16 protein-coding genes and 1 riboswitch are annotated in these 21225 nt (G+C 63.3%); of the genes, 12 read left to right on the top strand and 4 right to left on the bottom strand.

Features of this window, described 5'->3' with window-relative positions:
- Position 1: 1 nt before the first annotated feature.
- The 9 genes from HU144_RS01210 (at position 2) to HU144_RS01170 (ending at position 12220) form a co-directional block, all read left to right on the top strand.
- Positions 2–1288, top strand: a complete 1287-nt coding sequence (locus HU144_RS01210; RefSeq protein WP_235349765.1) for an MFS transporter — start codon at positions 2–4, stop codon at positions 1286–1288.
- Positions 1289–1688: 400 nt separating this feature from the next.
- Positions 1689–1810, top strand: a riboswitch (glycine riboswitch).
- Positions 1811–1985: 175 nt separating this feature from the next.
- Positions 1986–4937 (top strand): aminomethyl-transferring glycine dehydrogenase, encoded by a 2952-nt coding sequence (gene gcvP / locus HU144_RS01205; RefSeq protein WP_235349764.1) that lies wholly within the window; start codon positions 1986–1988, stop codon positions 4935–4937.
- Complete coding sequence (locus HU144_RS01200; protein WP_235349763.1) at positions 4937–6220, top strand: aminomethyltransferase family protein; 1284 nt, start codon at positions 4937–4939, stop codon at positions 6218–6220. Before gcvP ends, HU144_RS01200 begins: the two co-directional genes overlap by 1 nt.
- Before the next feature lie 95 nt (positions 6221–6315).
- The gene (gene gcvH / locus HU144_RS01195; RefSeq protein WP_235349762.1) at positions 6316–6714 is read left to right on the top strand and encodes a glycine cleavage system protein GcvH; all 399 of its coding nucleotides are present in this window, start codon (positions 6316–6318) and stop codon (positions 6712–6714) included.
- 115 nt (positions 6715–6829) lie between these two features.
- On the top strand, positions 6830–8365 hold the full coding sequence (locus HU144_RS01190) for an L-serine ammonia-lyase (RefSeq protein WP_235349761.1): 1536 nt from the start codon (positions 6830–6832) through the stop codon (positions 8363–8365).
- A gap of 367 nt (positions 8366–8732) precedes the next feature.
- Positions 8733–9173, top strand: coding sequence for a diaminobutyrate acetyltransferase (gene ectA, locus HU144_RS01185; RefSeq protein WP_186293117.1), 441 nt, complete (start codon positions 8733–8735; stop codon positions 9171–9173).
- Between the two features lie 167 nt (positions 9174–9340).
- The gene (gene ectB, locus HU144_RS01180) at positions 9341–10633 is read left to right on the top strand and encodes a diaminobutyrate--2-oxoglutarate transaminase (protein WP_235349760.1); all 1293 of its coding nucleotides are present in this window, start codon (positions 9341–9343) and stop codon (positions 10631–10633) included.
- 155 nt (positions 10634–10788) lie between these two features.
- Complete coding sequence (locus tag HU144_RS01175) at positions 10789–11181, top strand: ectoine synthase (RefSeq protein WP_235349759.1); 393 nt, start codon at positions 10789–10791, stop codon at positions 11179–11181.
- A gap of 424 nt (positions 11182–11605) precedes the next feature.
- The gene (locus HU144_RS01170; protein WP_235349758.1) at positions 11606–12220 is read left to right on the top strand and encodes a hypothetical protein; all 615 of its coding nucleotides are present in this window, start codon (positions 11606–11608) and stop codon (positions 12218–12220) included.
- Positions 12221–12226: 6 nt separating this feature from the next.
- Here HU144_RS01170 and HU144_RS01165 read toward each other — a convergent pair whose 3' ends face one another.
- Positions 12227–12526, bottom strand: coding sequence for a hypothetical protein (locus tag HU144_RS01165; RefSeq protein WP_235349757.1), 300 nt, complete (start codon positions 12524–12526; stop codon positions 12227–12229).
- Positions 12527–12623: 97 nt separating this feature from the next.
- Entirely contained in the window at positions 12624–14117 is a 1494-nt protein-coding gene (locus tag HU144_RS01160) for an alanine/glycine:cation symporter family protein (protein ID WP_235349756.1), read from the bottom strand.
- Between the two features lie 348 nt (positions 14118–14465).
- Between HU144_RS01160 and HU144_RS01155 the strand changes: the two genes are divergently transcribed.
- On the top strand, positions 14466–15281 hold the full coding sequence (locus tag HU144_RS01155; RefSeq protein ID WP_235349755.1) for a glycerophosphodiester phosphodiesterase: 816 nt from the start codon (positions 14466–14468) through the stop codon (positions 15279–15281).
- Between the two features lie 2 nt (positions 15282–15283).
- On the opposite strand, the gene HU144_RS01150 is transcribed toward HU144_RS01155, so the two are convergent.
- Complete coding sequence (locus HU144_RS01150; RefSeq protein ID WP_235349754.1) at positions 15284–16174, bottom strand: hypothetical protein; 891 nt, start codon at positions 16172–16174, stop codon at positions 15284–15286.
- A gap of 149 nt (positions 16175–16323) precedes the next feature.
- On the opposite strand from HU144_RS01150, the gene HU144_RS01145 reads away from it, so the two are divergent.
- Positions 16324–18672, top strand: coding sequence for a thioredoxin domain-containing protein (locus HU144_RS01145; RefSeq protein ID WP_235349753.1), 2349 nt, complete (start codon positions 16324–16326; stop codon positions 18670–18672).
- A gap of 25 nt (positions 18673–18697) precedes the next feature.
- Here HU144_RS01145 and HU144_RS01140 read toward each other — a convergent pair whose 3' ends face one another.
- On the bottom strand, positions 18698–19567 hold the full coding sequence (locus HU144_RS01140; protein WP_235349752.1) for a TetR/AcrR family transcriptional regulator: 870 nt from the start codon (positions 19565–19567) through the stop codon (positions 18698–18700).
- A 165-nt stretch (positions 19568–19732) separates the two neighbouring features.
- Between HU144_RS01140 and HU144_RS01135 the strand changes: the two genes are divergently transcribed.
- Positions 19733–21202 carry an MFS transporter gene (locus HU144_RS01135; RefSeq protein WP_235349751.1) on the top strand — a complete coding sequence of 490 codons (1470 nt, stop codon included), beginning with the start codon at positions 19733–19735 and terminating at the stop codon, positions 21200–21202.
- The last annotated feature ends 23 nt before the right edge of the window (positions 21203–21225 follow it).

Here is a 21225-nt window from a genome sequence, read left to right as displayed (position 1 = left end):
AATGACAGCACAAGCAGCAGCGGCAACGGCGCCTCTGCGTCTGAAGAGGCGTTCGGTCTTCGCCAGCACCATCGGCAATGTTCTGGAGTGGTACGAATGGAGCGCCTATGCGGTGTTCACTCCATTCATCGCCGCGGCCATGTTCAACAGTGATGACAAGGTGTCATCGGTCCTTGCCACGCTCGGCGTTTTCGCAGTCGGATTCCTGATGCGGCCCCTGGGTGGAATCGTGTTCGGCAAGATCGCTGACCGCAGAGGCCGGAAGTTCGTCCTCATCGTCACCATGCTCATCATGGCCGGAGGGTCATTCCTCATTGCGATCATGCCCGGGTACGGGCAGATCGGCATCTTCGCCTCGATCATGCTCCTTCTCGTTCGCGTGGCCCAGGGCTTTGCCCACGGAGGTGAATCGGCGACCGCGAACTCCTATATCGCGGAGATCGCTCCCGCGCATCGGCGCGGTTTCTGGGGCAGCATCGTCTTCGTCGCGATCTTCGGCGGATCCGTGCTGGCCTACACCATCGGCGGCATCATCACGAACGTCTTCTCCGAAGCAGCTGTCGGCGACTGGGCATGGAGGATCCCCTTCGCACTCGGTGGTCTGCTCGCACTGGTTGCCCTCTATATGCGCCGGGGCATGATTGAAAGCGACGTGTTCGAAGCCGAAGAAGCCGATACAGCTGCGGTCGTACCGCTCGATCGCCGACGAGTCGCCCGCGCCATCGTCCTCGTCGTCCTGATGACCTCCGGCATCACCGCGGCCCATTACACCTGGTCGTCCTACGCTTCGACATTGGCGATCACCGAACGCGGCATGGACGCGCAGACGGCATACTGGGCCACGGTCGGCGCACAGATCATTGCGCTCATCTCCCTGCCATTCTGGGGAGCGCTCTCGGACAAGATCGGTCGTCGCCCGGTCATCATCGGCTTCGGTCTCCTCATGGTCGTCTTCCAGTTTCCGCTCATGGCCATGATCACCTCGGCGGGATGGACACTGTTCGTGGCCTCCTCTGTTGCCCTCCTCATCGTCGCGATGTCCGGTGCGCTGCTGTCCGCGGTGCTCTCGGAAGCATTCCCGACGAAGGTGAGGACCCAGGGCATCGGCTTCGCCTATTCGGTGTCCGTCGCAGTCTTCGGTGGCACGGCGCCCTATCTCAACGGGCTGTTCAATTCGCTCGATCTCAGTTGGCTCTCGAGCGGCTGGGTGATCCTGCTGTGCCTCGGTACGGTCATCGCCATGGTCCTGCTGCCGGAGACCAAGGGCAAGGACCTCGCAGAGATCTGAACCCTGCCCCCGGAGATCGGCTCCAAGTGCGACTTCCGAGTGCGACTTGAGGAACTTCTGGTCCGATCTGCGAGCAGTTTTTCGGACCAAAAGTTCCTCAAGTTGTTCGGCCCAGGAATTCCTCGAGTTGTTCGGCCCAGGAATTCCTCGAGTTGGGGCGCGGCAGCTTCGGGACGACTCCGTCAGTGTGGGCTCGCGTGCGATTTCCTCGACAGAATCGCACGCGAGCCCACAACCACGGACGGAGCAGCCGACTCACGGGTAACCGCGCCCATCACGGTGTTTGTCCGCCGTGATCGCAGACACTAGACTTGGCCCCATAAGTTCATAGCCACACCAGCTATCGGAATATCCGCCACACCAGCAACATGCAGAACCACACAATTGAATACTGCCGTTAAGACATGACGTGGGAGAGCTGCTCAACTGTCGCAACCACCGGTTGCCCGACCAGTGCGAAGCAGCGCCGTAGGTGCAATTCCCTCCCCGGGAAACTCTCAGGCCCAGTACCACCGATTGCAGGCATATCTGAAGGAGCCGACTCCGGCCCGATGCGCGATACCTGGCGCACGTGTTCACGCACGTGACGTCGAGTGCGCATAGCGGAACGGAGGATCGCGTCCGACAGAACGGGGAGGACCGCCACTGCTCAGTGCGTCCTCCATAGGCGGGCGCGACACCGACCCAAGGACGGCAATTGACCAGTTCACTCGCCCACACAAGTTCACTCGCGCACACCACGGCTCCCACCGGAGACACCGAACGCCCCTTCTCCGACCGGCATATCGGCCCCCGGGCCGACGACACCGCGGCCATGCTGGCCGAACTCGGCTACGACTCCCTCGAAGCACTCTCCAGTGCAGCCATCCCAGAATCCATTCAGATCGACGGACTCGACCTGCCCACGGGCCGCTCCGAAGCCGAGGTCCTCGATGACCTCCGCGCGATCGCCGGCCAGAACATCATGCGCAAGCAGATGATCGGCCAGGGCTACTACGACACGATCACCCCGGCCGTCATTCGCCGCAACCTGGTCGAGAACCCCGCCTGGTACACCGCCTACACCCCCTATCAGCCGGAGATCTCCCAGGGCCGCCTCGAGGCGCTGCTCAACTTCCAGCAGGTCGTCCAGGACCTCACCGGTCTCGACATCGCCAACGCCTCACTCCTCGACGAGGCCACCGCCGTCGCCGAGGCTGTCCTTCTCATGCGTCGAGCAGTGAAGAAGGGGACAACCGTCGTCCTCGACTCCGAACTCCATCCGCAGACCATCGCCGTCGTCCGCGCCCGTGCGAAGGCCATGGACTTCCGCGTCACTGTCGCTGACTTGGCCGAGGGGCTCGCCGGCGAGGACATCTTCGGCATCGTCTGCGCCCAGCCCGGCACCACCGGCGTCATCCGTGACTTCACCGAGGCCGTCGACGGCGCCCATGACCGCGGCGCACTCGTGACCTTCGACGCCGACCTCTTGGCTCTGACCCTGCTCAAGGATCCCGCCTCCCAGGGCGCCGACATCTCCGTCGGCTCGGCCCAGCGCTTCGGCGTCCCCCTGTTCTTCGGCGGACCCCACGCCGGGTTCATGGCCGTGAAGTCCGGCCTCCAGCGTCAGCTGCCGGGCCGCCTCGTCGGCGTCTCCAAGGACGCCCAGGGCAAGCCCGGTTACCGTCTGGCCCTGCAGACCCGTGAACAGCACATCCGTCGGCAGAAGGCCACGTCCAACATCTGCACCGCCCAGGCGCTGCTGGCCAACGTCGCCTCGATGTACGCCGTCTATCACGGCCCCGTCGGCCTGACCCGCATCGCCTCCCGCATCCACCGCCTGGCACAGGCCTTCGCGACCGCCGCGAACACCGCCCCCGGCGCCGAGGTGGTCAGCCGTGAGTTCTTCGACACCGTGGCCATCCGCGTCGCCGATGCGGAAGCGGCCCGAGCCGTCGCAGAGCGCGGCGGCTACAACGTCCGCGTCATCGACGACTCCACCATCGGCGTCTCCTTCGGCGAATCCCATTCGGTCGCCGATGCCAACGGTCTGCTCGAAGCCTTGGGAATCATCGCCCGGGTCGATGAGGCGAACTTCGAAGCCGCCTCGGCGGGGACATTCGGAGCCAACCACGTGCCCACCCCGGCCTTCGACGAGAGCTTCCACCGCACGACCGAGTTCCTCACCCACCCGATCTTCAGCGCACACGGCTCCGAGACCTCGATGATGCGCTACCTGCGCACCCTGGCCGACCGGGACCTGGCGCTGGATCGGACGATGATCCCGCTGGGCTCGTGCACGATGAAGCTCAACGCCGCAGCAGAGATGGAACCCATCACCTGGCCCGAGTTCGCCTCGATCCACCCCTTCGCCCCCGTCGAGCAGACGCACGGATGGCGCACCCTCATCACCCGCCTGGAGAACTCGCTCGTCGAGGTCACCGGCTATGCCCGTGTGTCCCTGCAGCCCAACGCCGGCTCCCAGGGTGAACTGGCCGGACTGCTCGCGATCCGCAACTTCCACGTCGCCAACGGCGATACCGACCGCGACGTCGTGCTCATCCCGCAGTCGGCTCACGGCACCAACGCCGCCTCCGCGGTCCTGGCCGGACTCAAGGTCCAGGTCATCGCGACAGCCGAGGACGGATCGGTCGACATCGCCGACCTCGACGCGAAGATCGAGAAGAACGCGGACAAGCTCGCCGCGATCATGATCACCTACCCATCGACCAACGGCATCTTCGAATCCGAGGTCCGTGAGGTCTGCGAGAAGATCCACGCAGCCGGCGGTCAGGTCTACGTTGACGGTGCGAACCTCAACGCGATGGTCGGTCTGGCCAAGCCCGGCGAATTCGGCGGCGACGTCTCCCACCTCAACCTGCACAAGACCTTCTGCATCCCCCACGGCGGTGGCGGACCCGGCGTCGGACCCGTCGCGGTGCGCGAACACCTCGCCCCGTACCTGCCCGGTGATCCCACCTCGGCGGAACTCGTGGCCGGGGATGAGAATGCGCACGAGCTGCCGATCTCGGCCTCGATGTTCGGCTCAGCCGGCGTCCTGCCGATCAGCCTCGCCTACCTCGAACTCATGGGCGGCGACGGACTGCGCGAGGCCTCTCGTGCCGCACTCCTGGGTGCCAACTACCTGGCGGCCAAACTCCACGACGTGTTCCCCATCCTCTACTCGGGTGAGCACGGACTCGTCGGACACGAGACCATCCTCGACCTGCGCGAGGCCACCGCGAAGTCCGGTGTCACCGCCGAGGATGTGGCCAAGCGCCTCATCGACTTCGGCTTCCACGCCCCGACCCTGGCGTTCCCGGTCCCGGGCACCCTGATGGTCGAACCGACCGAGTCTGAAGACAAGGACGAACTCGACCGCTTCATCGAAGCCATGCGCGTCATCCGCGCAGAGATCGATTCGATCGGCGACAAGTACACCTACGAGGAGTCCCCACTGGCCGGTGCCCCGCACCCGGCGACCGTCGTGATGGATAACTGGGATGCCAAGTACTCCCGCGAGACTGCCGTGTTCCCGGTCAAGGGACTGAAGGCAACCAAGTACTTCCCGCCGGTCAGCCGCATCGACGGCGCCTACGGCGACCGCAACCTGGTGTGCACCTGCCCGCCGCCAGAGGCCTTCGAAGTCAACGATGAAGAGGACGACTGATGAGTACTGAGAACTCGACGCGCGAGACCCCGCTGCACTCAACCCACGACAAGCTGGGCGCATCCTTCACCGACTTCGGCGGCTGGGACATGCCGCTGAAGTACGGCTCCGAACTGGCCGAGCACCGGGCCGTGCGTGAGGCCGCGGGAATCTTCGACCTCTCCCACATGGGCGAAGTCCGCCTCACCGGCTCCGACGCCGCCGCGTTCCTCGACTACGCGCTCGTGGCGAAGTATTCGAAGATGAAGATCGGCAAGGCCAAGTACGGTGTGTTGGTCAATGAGGCGGGCTACCTCCTCGATGACCTCATCACCTACCGGATCGGCGACGAAGAGTTCCTCATCGTCCCCAACGCCTCGAACACCCCGACCGTCCTCGCGACCCTGAAGGAACGGCTGCGGTACTTCCTGCAGAACGAGTCCCCGGGAGCCGATGCCAAACTCTTCGACGAGTCCGAGGACACTGCGCTCATCGCCGTGCAGGGGCCGAACTCCGAGGCCATCATCCTGCGCGCCCTCGATGAGGGTGCACATGGGGAATTCGGACCCGCGACCACAGCGGCGGACGGATCAGCGGCCAACGATGCGGCCGTCGACGGCACCGCGGATGATTCCTCGGTCAACTCGACCGGGATCACCGTCGGCGAGGCGGTTCGGGAGCTGAAGTACTACGCGTGGATGCCGCTGACGATCGCGGGCATCGACCTGATGCTCGCGCGCACCGGCTACACCGGCGAGGACGGCTTCGAACTCTACATTCCCAACATCGCCGCCGAGCGCCTGTGGGAGACCCTGACGACGGCCGGAGTCGACTACGGCCTCGTGCCCTGCGGACTGGCCTCACGTGATTCGCTGCGCCTGGAAGCGGGCATGCCGCTCTACGGCAACGAACTCAGCCTCGAGACCTCACCCTTCGACGTCGGACTCGGCCGCATGATCGGGTTCACAACGAAGGAGAACTTCGCCGCCCGTGAGGCACTGGCGAAGCTGGGGGAGACCGAACCGGCCCGCGTACTCGTCGGACTCACCTCGGCGGGCCGTCGCGCCGCACGATCGGGAGCGAGCGTCTTCGCCTCGGCGGACGAGGTCGGTGCCGAAGGCGGGACAACCGTCGGGACCATCACCTCCGGACAGCCTTCGCCGACGCTCGGGCACCCCATCGCCCTGGCGTTCCTCGATCGCGGACTCGCCGATCCCGGCACACCAGTCTTCGTCGACATCCGCGGCAAGGCGCATGAATTCTCGGTGACCGAGTTGCCGTTCTACAAACGCGGCGAGAACTGATCCGTTGAACCTGGTGCCGATGCCCCCGGTGACTCGTACACTGGGGGGGCACCTGCTCACCCACACAGCTGTCAATCAAGCAGAAAAGGACGATCATGGCGCAATTGCCCCCACTTCCAGAGAACTTCACCTACTCCGCCGAACACGAGTGGATCAACGCCAGCGCTGACGCCATCGTCGGCAACACGGTGAAGATCGGCATCACCGCAGTCGCCTCTGACGCCCTCGGCGAGGTCGTCTACGTGGACCTCCCCGAGATCGGCGACACCGTCACCGCAGGCGAGACCTGTGGCGAGGTCGAATCGACCAAATCGGTCTCCGACCTGTACTGCCCCGTGACCGGTGAAGTCACCTCCATCAACGAGGCAGCCACGGACAACCCAGGACTGCTCAACTCCGACCCCTACGGCGACGGCTGGCTGTTCGAAGTCACCGTCACCGAGCTGGGCGAAGTGATGGATGCAGCAGGCTACGCAGAGGCCAATTCCCTCTGACACACCCTCCGACCGATGGGACCGGCCACGGCTGGAACGACGCAGTCCGACCGGGCTGGAACTTCCGGCCTTGGTCGGTCCCATCGATCACCTGAAAAGAATCGGAGTATCTTCCATGCCACTGAGCGTCTTCGATCTCTTTACCGTCGGCATCGGCCCGTCGAGTTCTCACACCGTCGGCCCGATGCGAGCGGCATCGAGCTTCCTCACACTTCTGGGCGACAAGCTCGGATCCGTCTCCAGCATCAAGGTTGATGTGTTCGGATCCCTTGCCGCCACCGGTGCCGGTCACGGCACCTTCGACGCCATCCTCATCGGCCTTGAGGGCTGTGCACCCGATCGCGTCGAAGCCAATGAACTCACTGCCCGCCGGACTCGCATGTCCGAGACGGGAACGATCCTCCTCGGCGACGCTGCCGGTGGCACTGGTGCTGCCGACGGCGCGGACTCTGCTGGGGCCATCGCGAACTCTGCTGGGGGCGGCGTCGAGATCGCCTTCACCGAAGACGATATGGTCAAGCGTCCCCTGACCATCCAACCCCGACACACGAACGCCATGACCATCGCCGCCTTCGACGCCGAAGGTCAGACTCTGGCCGAAGAGACCTACTACTCCGTGGGCGGCGGCTTCGTCACCTCCGAGACCGAGTTCCGTGAGAAGGAGCAGGCCGCCGAGGCTGTTGCCGAGTCCGGAGACGACGACGCCAGCGAATTCGCCGTTGCCGATTCGGTCGTCGACGCCGAGCTGCAGTCCTACAGCGAAGAGCTGCCGTACCCGTTTCACTCGGCCGTCGAACTCCTGCAGCGATGCAAGGACACGGGCATGTCCGTCGCTGAGATCATGCTCGTCAACGAGAAGTCGATGCGCGATGAGGACGAGATCCGCCACGGACTCCTCCACATCTACTCCGTGATGGAGGAATGCGCCTCGGCGTCCCTGGATCGCTCTGGCTATCTGCCGGGCGGACTCAAAGTGCGCCGGCGCGCCCACGACTGGTACCTCAAGCTCAAGGCCGAGGACCCCGATCGCGATCCCGGCTACTACCTGGAATGGGTCAACCTCATCGCCATGGCCGTCAACGAGGAGAACGCCTCGGGTGGCCGCGTGGTCACCGCGCCGACGAACGGTGCCGCCGGCATCATCCCTGCCGTCCTCCACTATGCGCTGAACTATGTGGATTCCGTGGTCAAGGGCGGCGAGGCCGCCAAGCACACGGCGATCGTGGACTTCCTGCTCACCTCGGCGGCGGTGGGCGTCCTGTACAAGGAGAGGGCATCGATCTCCGGCGCCGAGGTGGGCTGTCAGGGCGAGGTCGGATCCGCGTCGTCGATGGCAGCTGGGGGACTGGCCGCCATCATGGGCGGAACTCCCGAGCAGGTCGAGAATGCCGCCGAGATCGCCATGGAGCATAATCTGGGCCTGACCTGCGACCCGATCTCCGGGCTCGTGCAGGTCCCGTGCATCGAACGCAACGCGATCGCCGCCGGCAAGGCCATCAACGCTTCGAGGATGGCCCTGTGGGGCGATGGCCAGCACAGAGTCAGCCTCGACGAGGTGATCGAGACGATGCGCCAGACAGGCGCGGACATGAGCTCGAAGTACAAGGAGACAGCACAGGGCGGCCTCGCCGTCAACGTCGTCGAATGCTGAAGCTGCCCACGAGGCGGCCATGAGGCCCTGCTGCCCATACCCTGAAAAGCCATCCTCCAGGTATGCCCCGAGACGGCTTCGAAACGTGGAACAGCCGTGGAACCGCTGTTCCAAACCCTCTGGAATGTAACGAAACGATAACGAAGCTCTGCCCCGGAATGAGCGCGCAGGAGAGCCCTGGCGCATCCCAGAGATGCCATGGGGAAGCCCCGGTTCATGACTTGGGGAACACGCGCGGGAATCACCCCCGAATGTGGCGTGAATCGCCGATTTCGGAGTTGACGCTCATCCTCAGGTCGTTAGGTTTGGGGGCGTGAGAAACGCAGTCGCTGAACCTCAAACAGAAACCGATGTTCGTACTCCAACCATGGAGGACGGACAACACATGTGGAGACTGGCTAAAGATTCGGCCGTTCTCGACCTCAACTCTTCGTACTCGTACATCCTCTGGTGTCGTGATTTCTCGGCAACCTCGACCATCGCGCGAATCGGCGGAGAGCCCGCCGGGTTCGTCACCGGTTACACCCGCCCGGATCGGCCTAACACGCTGATGATCTGGCAGGTCGCAGTGTCGTCGGACTTCCGCGGACACGGATTGGCGAAGACCATGCTCAACGAGCTGGCTGATCGCACCAATGCGCTCCGCCTGGAGACGACGATCACCGATGACAACGACGCGTCAAACCGACTGTTCCAGTCATTCGCTGAGCAGCGTGACGCAAATTGCGAACGACGTGCGCTGATCACTCCGGATCTGTACCCGGATGGTCACGACACCGAGTACCTGTACGAAATCGCACCACTGTGATGCACCGCTGAGAAGCGTGGTGCCACCAGGCGACCTGGGGATCAGCTGATCCCGTCTGAGGACGCCGACGGGCGAGCGCCGTACCCGAAACTGATCGGTCGCGGCCACCGCCTAGCCGCTTGCTCACGAGGCAGGCGGGTAATCCAGAAGTCGAAAGGACTCAAGTGATGACCGAAACCTCTAAGACCACAACTCCCGATATCTTCGAAACCCGCGAATCAGAGGTGCGAGGATACTCGCGCTCCTGGCCCGCCACCTTCGCCAAGGCACATGGCGCGAAGCAGTGGGGCGAAGACGGCAAGGAATTCATCGATTTCTTCTCCGGCGCCGGAGCTCTCAACTACGGGCACAACAACCCCGTCGTGATGAACCCTCTCATCGAGTACCTCCAGTCAGGTGCTGTTCTGCACTCGCTGGACATGAAGACCCCGGCCAAGCGTGAGTTCCTCGAGACCTTCCAGGACCTCATCCTCAAGCCGCGCGGACTCGACTACACCGTGATGTTCCCCGGACCAACGGGAACCAACACCGTCGAGGCTGCCCTCAAACTGGCCCGCAAGGTCACCGGCCGTCAGCACATGCTGTCCTTCACCAACGCGTTCCACGGCATGACCCTGGGATCGCTGTCGGTGACCGGTAACTCGATGAAGCGCGAAGGCGCAGGCATCCCGCTGACCAACAGCTCGAAGATTCCCTATGACGACTACTTCGACGGCGAGATCCCAGACTTCCTGTGGCTCGAGAAGGTCCTCGAAGACTCCGGCTCCGGCGTCGACAAGCCAGCCGCTGTCATCGTTGAGACCGTGCAGGGCGAAGGCGGCCTCCGCGCCGCTCGCGCCGAATGGCTTCGTGCTCTGTCCGAGCTGACCAAGAAGCACGACATCCTGCTCATCGTCGACGATGTCCAGGCCGGCTGCGGCCGTACCGGATCGTTCTTCAGCTTCGAAGAGGCCGGCATCGAACCTGACATCGTGTGCCTGTCGAAGTCGATCTCCGGTTCGGGCCTGCCCATGGCACTCACCCTGTTCCGCCCCGAGCTCGACGTCTGGGAACCAGGCGAGCACAACGGGACCTTCCGCGGAAACAACCCCGCATTCGTCACGGCGACCGCCGCGATCAAGAACTTCTGGGCCGACAACACGTTCCAGAACGAATTGGCCGACACGATCGCCGCACTGCACCAGCGCCTCGACTCGATTGTGGAGAAGGCAGAGGGAGCATCCATCCGTGGACGCGGACTCCTCGCCGGACTGCACTTCGAGGACGACGAGGTCGCCGGCAAGGTGGCAGCAGAGGCCTTCGACAACGGCCTGCTCCTCGAGACCTCCGGTCCCAAGGATGAGGTCACGAAGATCATGCCTCCGCTGACCATCTCGTCGCACGATCTGGAGCAGGGCCTCGACATCATCGAGGCCGCTGTGCTGAAGTTCGCTCCGGCCGCAGAACCTGCGGCGGTCTGAGCCAGCCCCCAGCTGAGCGCGAGAGCCTGAAAAACTGAGCTTCGGTTCGCCGAGACTCAACCATGTAACTTGAATGACGCGTTGCCGGTGGATCGGTCGACATTTCGACTGAGACATCGGCAACCCGTCTGATATACCAAACGAGAGGACCACGAATGTACGTAGTCAACCGCGATGACCTCAACGACACAGACCGCGACATCAAGTCAGAGACCTGGCGAAGCCGCCGCATGGTGCTGGGCAAGGAGCGCGTCGGATTCTCGCTCCACGACACCGTGATCTACGCAGGAACCACCTCGACGTTCCACTATCAGAACCACATCGAGGGCGTGTACTGCGTGCAGGGCAAGGGCACACTGACCGATCACGAGACAGGCGAAACCTACCCACTCTCCGACGGCACCATGTACCTGCTCGACGGACACGAGAAGCACACCGTGGTCGCCGAGGAAGAGCTGCGCATGGCCTGCGTGTTCAACCCGCCGGTCACCGGCCGTGAGACCCACGACGAGAACGGTGTCTACCCGCTCATCGTCGAAGAGGACTGAGATCCTCTCGTGAGCTGACAAGCTCCCCCTCGCCGAGGTGGCCGATCGTTGATCTGTCACTGAAGCAGGCTGTTGTCCGGTTTCGGTGCTGACGCACCGGCGGACGCCGTGAAAGGTGGTCACGCACCAATGGCGATCGCATAGAGCGATCCACGCCATTGGCAGCGTGGCCACCTTTTCTCATGCGTGCGGCCAGCGTCGACTGCAGGCGTGGTACTCTTCGGTCATACAACTTTCAAGTTTCGATGCCTGACGCTGCCGACAGTACATTCCAAGACTCCAACTCTGGCAATCCCAGTTCTTACCTCTTACCTTGGGAGTCCCCTTGAAGTTCATCAGGCGCGCCCTTGTTTCTGCCGTTGCCGCTGTGGCACTTGTTGTCGGTCCCGCTGTGTCCGCGGAGGCCGCAAGTACATCCTTCGACGTGACCAAGTTGTCGGGCGACAGCGTTGTCGTCTCCGATTGGAACTGCAAGTGGACAAACGTCTACATGAAGCACAAGAAGACAAAGGTCGACGATTGGGACGTCGACACTGACATCAAGGGCCGTCACGGCTGGACAGATACGGCTTGGTTCTCGGACTACAGCAGTTCGAAGAAGGACCGGATCATGCTCTGTCCATCTTCAGATGGGCTCGGGAAGTACACGATCGGTCCGTCCGAGATCAGGGCGTATAGCCATGGAAGCTACCCTGATTACAGATACGGTGAAGTCGAACGAGCTGACCGAACCAAAGGCTACTTCTACGTCCGCGGCAAGACGTACGCCTCGCTCTCGACCAAGCGCAGCGGAAAGACCGTCACTCTGACTTCGAAGACCAAGGTCTACAACCCGGAGAAGTACGGCAAGGTCAACTACAGCCCCAAAGTGAAGTTCCAGGTCAAGTCCGGGAGCAAGTGGAAGACCATCAAGACGGTCACCGCCAAGAAGGGCAAGGCCACGTACAAGGTCAAGACGAAGAGCAAGAAGTCCTACCGGGTCACCTTCAGCCAGGTGAGCTGGGCGACAGGAGCCACCTCGAAGTCGGTCAAGCGCTGACCTAGGTCACTCGCGGATCGTCAGGTCTGCCCCGTGCATATATCCGCGGGCCCCTTCGAACGGACCTAACGCTTCGCCGAGAGGCAGCCCCAAGACACCGAGCTCGGCTGTCTGACGGCCTCCGTATCCTGATGCGCGGAGGTTCTCGTTGTACCGGAGGCGCCCGAGGTCCGCATCGGTGACCGTCCAGATGACCACCTGCGGTGGATCATCACTGGTGAACGTCACTCGATGGGAGTCGGCCGTGACCGTCCATCCGGTCGCCTCGGCGAGGGACTCGGCCAATTCTCTGCGAACCACAGTCATGGGAACTTCCTCCTAGGTAGAGAACATGAAAACCACATCGGGCGCTCTCAGCAAAGGGTGCGCCCGGTGTGGTTTCACGATCACTGTGCCGGCAGAATCACTTGTCGTCCGGGCGTACCTTCTTGCCACGGTCCTGCCAGAACTTCGCCGTGGTGACTTCGTCCGTGCCGTCCCAGGCGTCGACATCGGTGTTGATGCGTTTGTAGGTGGGAAGGTCACCGCGGCGGAAGATCGGCTCCAGCCCAGCGCGACGCTGCTCCATATAGTTCTTCAACAGGCTGAACACCACAGGTGAGAGCATCAGGAGCGCGAACAGGTTGATCAGCGCCATGATCGCCATGAAGATGTCTGCCGCCGTCCAGACCAGGTCGAGTGCGGCGATCCCGCCGATGAAGACAGCCACCATCACGATCACCTGATAGATGCGCAGCGCTGTCTTGCTGCGGGTCAGATGCTCGATATTGGCTTCGCCGTAGTAGTAGTTGCCGAGGATCGACGTGAACGCGAAGAGGAAGATTGCGAACGTGAGGAAGTGGATCGCCCACTGGCCGAGCTGTCCGCTCAAGGCGGTCTGCGTCAGCTGGACACCCTCGGCCGAGCTGCCGTATTCCGGGTTCGACAGGAGGATGATGAAAGCGGTGATCGAGCAGACGAGGATCGTGTCGAAGTACACGCCGAGTGCCTGAACGAAACCCTGCTTGGCCGGGTGCGACGCCGACGCTGTCGCCGCCGCATTTGGGACCGAACCGATGCCGGCCTCATTCGAGAACAGGCCGCGCTGAACACCGATGAGCATGATCGAACCGATCGAGCCTCCAGCGATCGAGTTGAAGCTGAACGCGTCGCTGAAGATGGTGACGATCATTCCGGGGACAGCGCCGAGGTTGATCGCCACTACGATGATGCCGACGATCAGATACAGCCCGGCCATGATCGGGACGAGGTATGCGGAGACGTTCGAGATGCGCTTGGCACCTCCGGCGAAGATCAGGTAGGCCCCGACGGCGACGACCACACCGGTGATTGCGGTGAAGGCGAAGTTGGAATCGTCGACGTCGAATGATGCTCCGACCGCGTCGACGATGGAGTTCGACTGCACGGAGTTGAAGACGATGCCATAGGTGATGGCGACGATGACTGCGAAGACCAGACCGAGCCATTTCATGTTCAGCGCGCGGTTGATGTAGTACGCAGGACCGCCTCGGAAGTTCGGTCCGTCCTTCTCCTTGTAGAGCTGCCCGAGTGCGGACTCAGCGAAGGCAGTGGCGCCGCCGACGATGGCAGTCAGCCACATCCAGAACACCGCACCGGGCCCGCCCAAGGAGATGGCAAGCGCGACACCGGCGATATTGGCCGTGCCGACACGAGAGGCCGCGGAGATGGAGAAGGCACGGAACGGGGAGATGTTCCGATTGCCTTCGGAATCGTGTCCGCCTGGTTCCACGATCGTGCGGAACATTTCGGGCAGCAGCCGTAACTGAACGGCACCCGTACGAATCGTGAAGTACAACCCTGTCGGGATGAGAACCGCGACGAGAACGTACGTGATGACTCCGCTGACACTGTCGAACGCGCTCTGGAGCATCTCCATCGATCTATGCCTCCTTCGACAAGCTCAGTGCTTGATGTGTGGGTATGGGGGTGTGTGGACACCATGTGCTACTTCTGCAGTTGCACTCCAGTCTGCCACCGAAGTGAGGAAACGCATGACATCGCCCCTGCGCAAGTCCCTCACACAGGCAAAGTCCCTCAGGAAGGCGCAAATCCCTCAGGAAGGCGAAAGCCGACCGAAACTGACGCTGTACCCATCTAGCATTCACGTCGCGTCTACCCAGACATCATCCGTTCATTGCTCGGGTTGCTTAGGGTTGTCGGCAATACACTGCGCCATCGGCCGCTCGAGCCTGCACCGAGTCGCCAACTCTGAGGAGTCCCCGCCATGCCAATCACCCTCGCAAACCACACCTCCGAGGCCGTCACCCACACCCGGGTTCCGCCTCTGGTCATCGCGCATCGTGGCGCGTCAGCCGACTATCCGGAGAACACGATCCCGGCCTTCGTCGCCGCCATCGACCAGGGCACCGACATGCTCGAGATCGACGTGCACATGAATGCTGACGGAGAACTCGTCGTCATCCACGACGTCACCGTGGAGCGGACGACGAATGTCCGCCTCGCCCATCCTGACCGCACGGACTACAGCGTGAAGACCATGACCACAGCAGAGATCGCCAGCCTCGACGCGGGCAGCTGGAAGTCCGAATCGTTCACCGGCGTCCGGGTCCCTCTTCTCGCCGAGGTGCTCGATCTGGTGCACGTGACCCGCACCGGGCTGCTCCTCGAGGTCAAACACCCCACCCAATACCCGGGGTTCGCCCAGGCGCTCGTTGAATCTCTGACCGCATCGCCTGACTATCTGGACCGGGCATTGGCGGCGGGGATGCTCGTCGTCCAGTCCGGTGACTGGGCCTTCATCCGTGAGTTCCACGCGCTGGCGCCGGAGATCCCCGTCGGGGTTCTGGGGCGGCCCTGCCCGGACGAACTGCGCGACTTTGCCACCTGGGTCGATCAGGTCAATCCCCAGTACATCGCGGCCGATGCCACCTTCCTCGGCCATGTTCACGAGCTGGGGATGTCGAGCCTTGTGTGGACCGTCGACAGCGTCGAAGACATGGAGAAGGCTGTCGACCTCGGCGCCGATGGCATCATCACCAACAGGCCCGACCGGCTCGTCGCGGTCGTCGAAGACCTCTGAGGTCAGCGCCGACGCCTCGCCGCTGCCACAGAGACGAGCAGGGCCGCTGCGCCGATGGGGAACCCCAACGTGGCTCCCCTCCAGAACATCCTGCCGCCGTCGCCAAGAGGATAGAAGCCCACGAGCAGACCTGTCGAGAGGCTGCACAGGTGCATTCCGCAAGCCAGGGTGACGAAGCCGAAGGCTCGGATGGCCAGAGACCAGCCGAACGACAGGGCGCGGAGCTGCACACGCCCAAGCACGAACGCCACGGCAACCGTGCCGACTCCGGAGTTCAGTGCGATCGGCAACTCCGTCCTGAACCATGAGGGCAGCGCAGTCGGATCGAGGAACCCGAAGTACGGCAGGAGGCAGCAGAACGCGATCACCACACAGGCAAGAAGCACGATACCTGCGCCGACTGTCGGCCGGCCCGCCACCGCAGGCTTGCTCGCCACTGCAACGAGGACCCCCGCGATGATGAAGGGGAAGACGAGCATGCCGATGAGCGGGACAATTTCTGCGAAGGTCACAACCATCAGTTCCGGCGTCGGTCGTTCGACGCGTCCGACCACCTCGGCGAGGCCGGAGATTCCGAAGACAGCAATGCTGAGCACGGTGACAATGCTGCGCGGGATGGGCGGCAGCTCGCGCGCGATGACGATGGCAGCGGCACCGGCCACACAAGCCAGGACGAACATGGCGACTCCGGTGGGCACGCCCTGGGCGAAGTAGTAGTTGGATGAGGCGACCATGAGTGCGCAGTAGCCGATCCAAGCGACGAAATGAACGACGAACGCGAGTGCGACCACTGTGAAGCGCATCGGAGTCGGGCCGCCGCTGAGAGCAGGATTCTGGTCCTCGGCGGCACCTGTCCCAGGCCTTTTCGTCTGTGAATACGTCTCCTCATCCATGGTGGAATCATCCCATAGAACCACATGGTAATTAACCAGTTGGCTTGTCGATAAGAGGACGGTTCCGATCAATGGTCGACGCCACGGTCAGGGCCGGTGGAATGAGACGCCGGTTCTCAAGTCGGGCCTCCGAATGAGACGCTGGGTCCATGGCCAATGAACTCGCGTCGTCCACCAGTCCCTACCTTCGCGCCCACGCCGACAATCCCGTCGACTGGCGGATGTGGACGAAGGGCAACCTCGCCGAGGCGGCCCGTCGTGACGTACCGCTGCTCATCTCGATCGGCTACTCCACGTGCCACTGGTGCCACGTCATGGCCCACGAATCCTTCGAGGACGAGGCCATCGCGGCCGTCATCAACGAGAACTTCCTGCCGATCAAGATCGACCGCGAAGAGCTCCCGGACATCGACTCCTATTACATGAACGCCCTCCAGGCGATGCGTGGCCAGGGCGGCTGGCCGATGACGATCTTCGCCACACCCGAAGGCAGTCCCTTCTACGCCGGGACGTACTTCCCGCCGGCGCCGCGGGGGAACCTGCCCGCGTTCACCCAGGTGCTCGCGGCCGTGTCCCAGTCGTGGATGGAGCGTCGCGACGAGGTGACCGAGATGACCAAACGCATGGATCGTGGGCTCGCCGATATGGCCAGCGCCGTCTCGGACGCATTGCCTGCCGAAGCCGCCTCGGAACTGCTGAGCGCCGAGGAGCTCGACTCGGCAGCCGAATCCCTGCTCGACTCGTATGACCCCGCGTGGGGCGGGTTCGGCAAGGCACCGAAGTTCCCGCCGCTGATGAACCTCATGCAGCTCTTGGCCACATTCGTGCGCTTGGGTGGAACCACCTCGGCGAGGGAAGGGGCGCTTGCTCCTGGAAAGGTCGACACGGTGGGAGCCGATGGCCATCTCGAGGGTGAACTCATCCTCGACTGCCTCATCGCGGTGCGCAGCACCTTCGCACGGATCGCGAGCGGCGGCATGCGTGACCAGGTGCGCGGCGGCATCGCCCGCTACAGCGTCGACCGGCAGTGGTTCGTGCCGCACTTCGAGAAGATGCTCTACGACAATGCGCTCTACCTGCGCGCCGCCGTCCAGTGGGCGAAGGTCGAACGCGCGCTCAACCCGGATTCTAAGTGGTTGGCGCTCGCCGAACGCGAGGTCACCGACACCGCGAATTTCCTCAACGCGGACATGTCCGACGGGGACCGCTTCATCGCCGCGCTCGACGCGGACTCCCTCAACGCTGACGGTGTGCTGGAAGAGGGCGCCGCTTACGTCGTGACACCCGAGGAGTTTGCCGAGGTGGGGCAGGAGGGGCTGCTCCAACTCGTCGAATCGCCGGCTGGCGCAGAGCTCTCCGGGAACGTCATCGCCGCCATCCGGATCATCGACTGGTTGGGCATGGACGAGGTGCCCTTCGACGAGGAGCATCCCGCGCCGTGGGCCACCTCGGCGACGGCCGCGCAACGATCCGGGCTCAGAGAATTGCTGGAGCAGCGGTCCCAGCCGGCGCGGGATGAGAAGACGATCACCGAATGGAATTCACTGGCAGTGACGGCTCTGGCCGAAGCGGCGCTGTACACCGGTTCCACAGGCGATGCGGACGCGACGAGTGATGCCGGGGCTTCCGCAGACACTGATGCGTCGGTGAGCTGGGGGAGTGCGGCAGTCCATCTGTGGGACGCGATGCTGGCGCGCTTCGGCGACTCCGGTCCACGCGTTGACGGCGACTCAGACGTGAGCGCCGGTGGTGCCAGCTCCGATTCGAGGCTCAACGTCCGCCGCAGCTTCACCGGCGACACACCTGGACCCGGCCAGGCCGTACTCGCTGACTGGGCACAGTTCATCACTGCCGGCATCACAGTTCGACAGCTGCCGGGGGCGTCCGTGCAGGTGAGTGACCTGGTGTCGTTGAGCGCGACGATGTTCGCCGACTTCACTGCTGAAGGGGAGACGCTCGAGGTATTCGACTCCATGGGCGACGAGATCCTGAGTGTGAGAGCATCCGATCCGGTGGATAACACGGTGCCCTCCGGCAGATCTGCCGCAGCAGAGGTGGCGCTTCTGCTCGCAGAGCTCGGTGTCGACAGCAGTGTTGGAAATGGCCCGACAGCCAGTCTTGCGGTGGGTGGCGACTCGTCCACTGGCACCGCTGGGGCTGAGGATCTGAGCACTGGAGGACTTCTTGAACTGCGCGATCGCTTGCTCGGTGTCTATAGGGCACTCGCCGGTCGAGCCCCGCGCGGCTGCGGTCACGCGCTGTGGCTGTCCGAGCGAGCACTCAGCCCGGTGCGTGTGGCCACTCGAAATGCCGAGTTGAGCGGATTCGCTGCCCGGCACCCTGCGGTCACGCTCCTGACCGATTCAACCGGAGTCCCGGGCGTGAGCGGATCCGAGGTCGAGGTGCCCGAAGGTACCGCGATCGTCTGCCGAGGGACGCAGTGCTCCCTGCCTGTTGCCACCGTGGGCGAACTCCTCGAGCAGCTCGACGGTTTCTGAGCCGTGGCCTCACCCTCAAAGCAGTTCAGTCCCAGGTGAGGCGTTCCAGCCCTGACAGGACGAGGTCGAGGCCCATGACGAAATCCGATGCCTCGTCGAGGTTTTCGAACTCGCCGAGCACGGAGTGCACGAAGGGGAAGTCTTCCTCACTGAAACTTGCCCAGTGGTCGATTTGGGCAGTGTGTTGGGCTTCAGCATCCTCGGCGGCTTCGCGTTCGATCGCACGCTGAGAGACTTCCGCGCCCATGCCGGAAGCATAGGTGGACACGACCATTGACGCCTGAAGCTGGCGGGTCAGGTCCAGCCCACTATTCTGGAGGGCCTGACCGACTAACTCCCAGTAGCTCAGCGAATTCTGCTCGTCGGGGCCCGCCTTGATGAGCTGAGAGGCCAGCCAACGGTGCTCGAGCATCTGGGCGAACAGGCACAGCACGAGCCGTCGAATCTGCAGCAGGCCCTCAGCGGTACCGGTGCTCGTGCGGCCATCGGGCTCTGGGGGAGGATAGTTCTCGAACTGCTTCGGGTGCGGCTGATCGGCACGTTCGAGGGCCTCGGCCTCGTCCAATGCCCGTCCCAACAGTTCATCGGAGACGATGGCCATCAGTTGGTCCTTGCCGGAGGCGTACCAGTAGAGACTGGCCACGCCGCTGTCGAGCTGTGCGGCCAGTCCGCGCAGTGTCATCTTCTCCGCCCCAACGGCGTCGAGCGTGGTGATCGCGGCGGCGATGATCTGCTCCAGCGAGAGGGACGTACGCGTGCGCGCCTCCCCACGACCACCTCGGCGTCGGGAGGGAATGCTCCTGCGTTGAGCGTCCGTCGATGAATCACGAGGGTCCTGGCTGCGTGAATTCACGTTGTGGTCGCCTCGCGGACGCGGGGGAGTCTCAGATGCCATGCCTTGAATCTACCGAGAGACTTGCATTCAATCAAACACCGTTCTATCCTCGAACACAGTTCGATGCATCGAACGTCGTTCCATTGGCGAACATTGTTCGATCGCAACGTTCTTCTCTCGCCGGCACTCCCGCCGACCTTTCGACCTACCCGCGAAAGGACCTACATGTCCTCCCCATACTCCTCGGCCACCTCATCCGCCGATACGCAAGCACGCAAACCACAGAGTCTCCGAGCTGCTTGGCCTGCTCTTCTCGCTCTGTGTCTGACCATGCTCGTCGAGATGGTCGACAACTCGATTCTCAACGTCGCTCTGCCCACGATCGGGCGAGACCTCAGCGCTTCTCCAGCAGACCTGCAGTGGATCGTCGGCGCCTATTCGCTGACGTTCGGCGGGTTGCTCATGGTTGGCGGGACGATGGGCGACAAGCTCGGTCGCCGTCGGACCCTCCTCTTCGGCCTCGTGCTGTTCGGTCTCACCGGACTCGCGGTGCTGCTCGTCTCCACGCCCGCACAGCTGATCGCGGTGCGAGCCATGGCAGGAGTCTTCGCCGCATTCATCGCCCCGTTGACCATGTCGTTGATCTTCCGCCTCTTCGACCGTGATGACCTGCGCACGAGGGCGATCGGCCTCATCGTGGTCGTCTCAATGATCGGCTTCGCAATCGGCCCGACCATCGCCGGATTGGCGATCACGAATCTGCCCTGGCAGGCACTCCTGGTGGTCAACGCCCCTGTCGCGGTCATCGCCTGGCTCGGTGTGCGTTTCGGGGTCGCCAAGGACGACCCGGCAGACCGTCGCGAAGGCGGTGCCGACATCCCCGGCGGCATCTTGTCGGTGGCCTCGCTGGGCTTCCTCCTCTACGGCTTCACCGCTGGGGTCGAAAACGGCTGGGGTGCACCGTTGACAGTGATCGTCTTCGCCGCCGGAGTGCTCTCCCTTGCCGGATTCATCTGGCGAGAGAAGACCGCCGAGGAACCGATGCTCGATCTCAAACTGCTCGCCCTGCCGACAGTGAGCGGGTCAGCGATTCTGCAGACCGCGACAATGATCGCCATGGTCGGAGTCATGTTCGTCTCGACTCAGCTCTACCAGTTCGCCTGGGGATGGTCGGCGTTCCAGGCGGGACTGGCGAACCTTCCGTTCGTCGCGGGCATGCTGCTCGCCGGCCCGTTCGTCGATCGCGCCGTGGCCCGATTCGGCCACCGTACGACCTCGATCGGCGGCATCGCGCTCGTCCTCGTCAGTCTCGTGATCTGGATCTTCGCGCTCACACACGGCTTCCTCTGGTGCGCGCTCGGGATGCTCATCATGACCATGGGGATGCGGACGATCATGACGACCGGTGCGGTCGCCCTCCTCGGCGCACTGCCGGAGACGCACACATCGATCGGATCGGCACTCAACGACACCGCTCAGGAACTCGGCAATGCAGTGGGCGTTGCGATAGTCGGCACGATCATGGCCACGGTTCTCGGCAGCACACTGCCGCAGGGGGCCTGGGATTCGGCGACGGTCGCCGGCTTCGTGCACTCACAGCAGATTTCGTTCGCGGTCCTCGCCGGTATCGTACTGGTGATGTCGATCATCGGGATTCGTACGCTGACCGACTCGAAAGAGATCGAGGAGCACTGAGCAGGTGCCCTGATTCTGAAGGC

The sequence above is a fragment of the Brevibacterium sp. UCMA 11752 genome (genome assembly GCF_021532235.1).
Classification (GTDB): Bacteria; Actinomycetota; Actinomycetes; order Actinomycetales; family Brevibacteriaceae; genus Brevibacterium; species Brevibacterium antiquum.
The sequence above is the reverse complement of the archived record's forward strand: the minus strand, read 5'-3'. Positions and strand labels throughout refer to the sequence as shown.

Bases quoted from the DNA above. Each gene is read 5' to 3' on its own strand.
- HU144_RS01210 (WP_235349765.1), top strand. From the start codon at position 2: ATGACAGCACAAGCAGCAGCGGCAACGGCGCCTCTGCGTCTGAAGAGG.
- HU144_RS01200 (WP_235349763.1), top strand. From the start codon at position 4,937: ATGAGTACTGAGAACTCGACGCGCGAGACCCCGCTGCACTCAACCCAC.
- gcvH (WP_235349762.1), top strand. From the start codon at position 6,316: ATGGCGCAATTGCCCCCACTTCCAGAGAACTTCACCTACTCCGCCGAA.
- HU144_RS01190 (WP_235349761.1), top strand. From the start codon at position 6,830: ATGCCACTGAGCGTCTTCGATCTCTTTACCGTCGGCATCGGCCCGTCG.
- ectA (WP_186293117.1), top strand. From the start codon at position 8,733: ATGGAGGACGGACAACACATGTGGAGACTGGCTAAAGATTCGGCCGTT.
- ectB (WP_235349760.1), top strand. From the start codon at position 9,341: ATGACCGAAACCTCTAAGACCACAACTCCCGATATCTTCGAAACCCGC.
- HU144_RS01175 (WP_235349759.1), top strand. From the start codon at position 10,789: ATGTACGTAGTCAACCGCGATGACCTCAACGACACAGACCGCGACATC.
- HU144_RS01165 (WP_235349757.1), bottom strand. From the start codon at position 12,526: ATGACTGTGGTTCGCAGAGAATTGGCCGAGTCCCTCGCCGAGGCGACC.
- HU144_RS01160 (WP_235349756.1), bottom strand. From the start codon at position 14,117: ATGGAGATGCTCCAGAGCGCGTTCGACAGTGTCAGCGGAGTCATCACG.
- HU144_RS01155 (WP_235349755.1), top strand. From the start codon at position 14,466: ATGCCAATCACCCTCGCAAACCACACCTCCGAGGCCGTCACCCACACC.
- HU144_RS01150 (WP_235349754.1), bottom strand. From the start codon at position 16,174: ATGGATGAGGAGACGTATTCACAGACGAAAAGGCCTGGGACAGGTGCC.
- HU144_RS01145 (WP_235349753.1), top strand. From the start codon at position 16,324: ATGGCCAATGAACTCGCGTCGTCCACCAGTCCCTACCTTCGCGCCCAC.
- HU144_RS01140 (WP_235349752.1), bottom strand. From the start codon at position 19,567: ATGGCATCTGAGACTCCCCCGCGTCCGCGAGGCGACCACAACGTGAAT.
- HU144_RS01135 (WP_235349751.1), top strand. From the start codon at position 19,733: ATGTCCTCCCCATACTCCTCGGCCACCTCATCCGCCGATACGCAAGCA.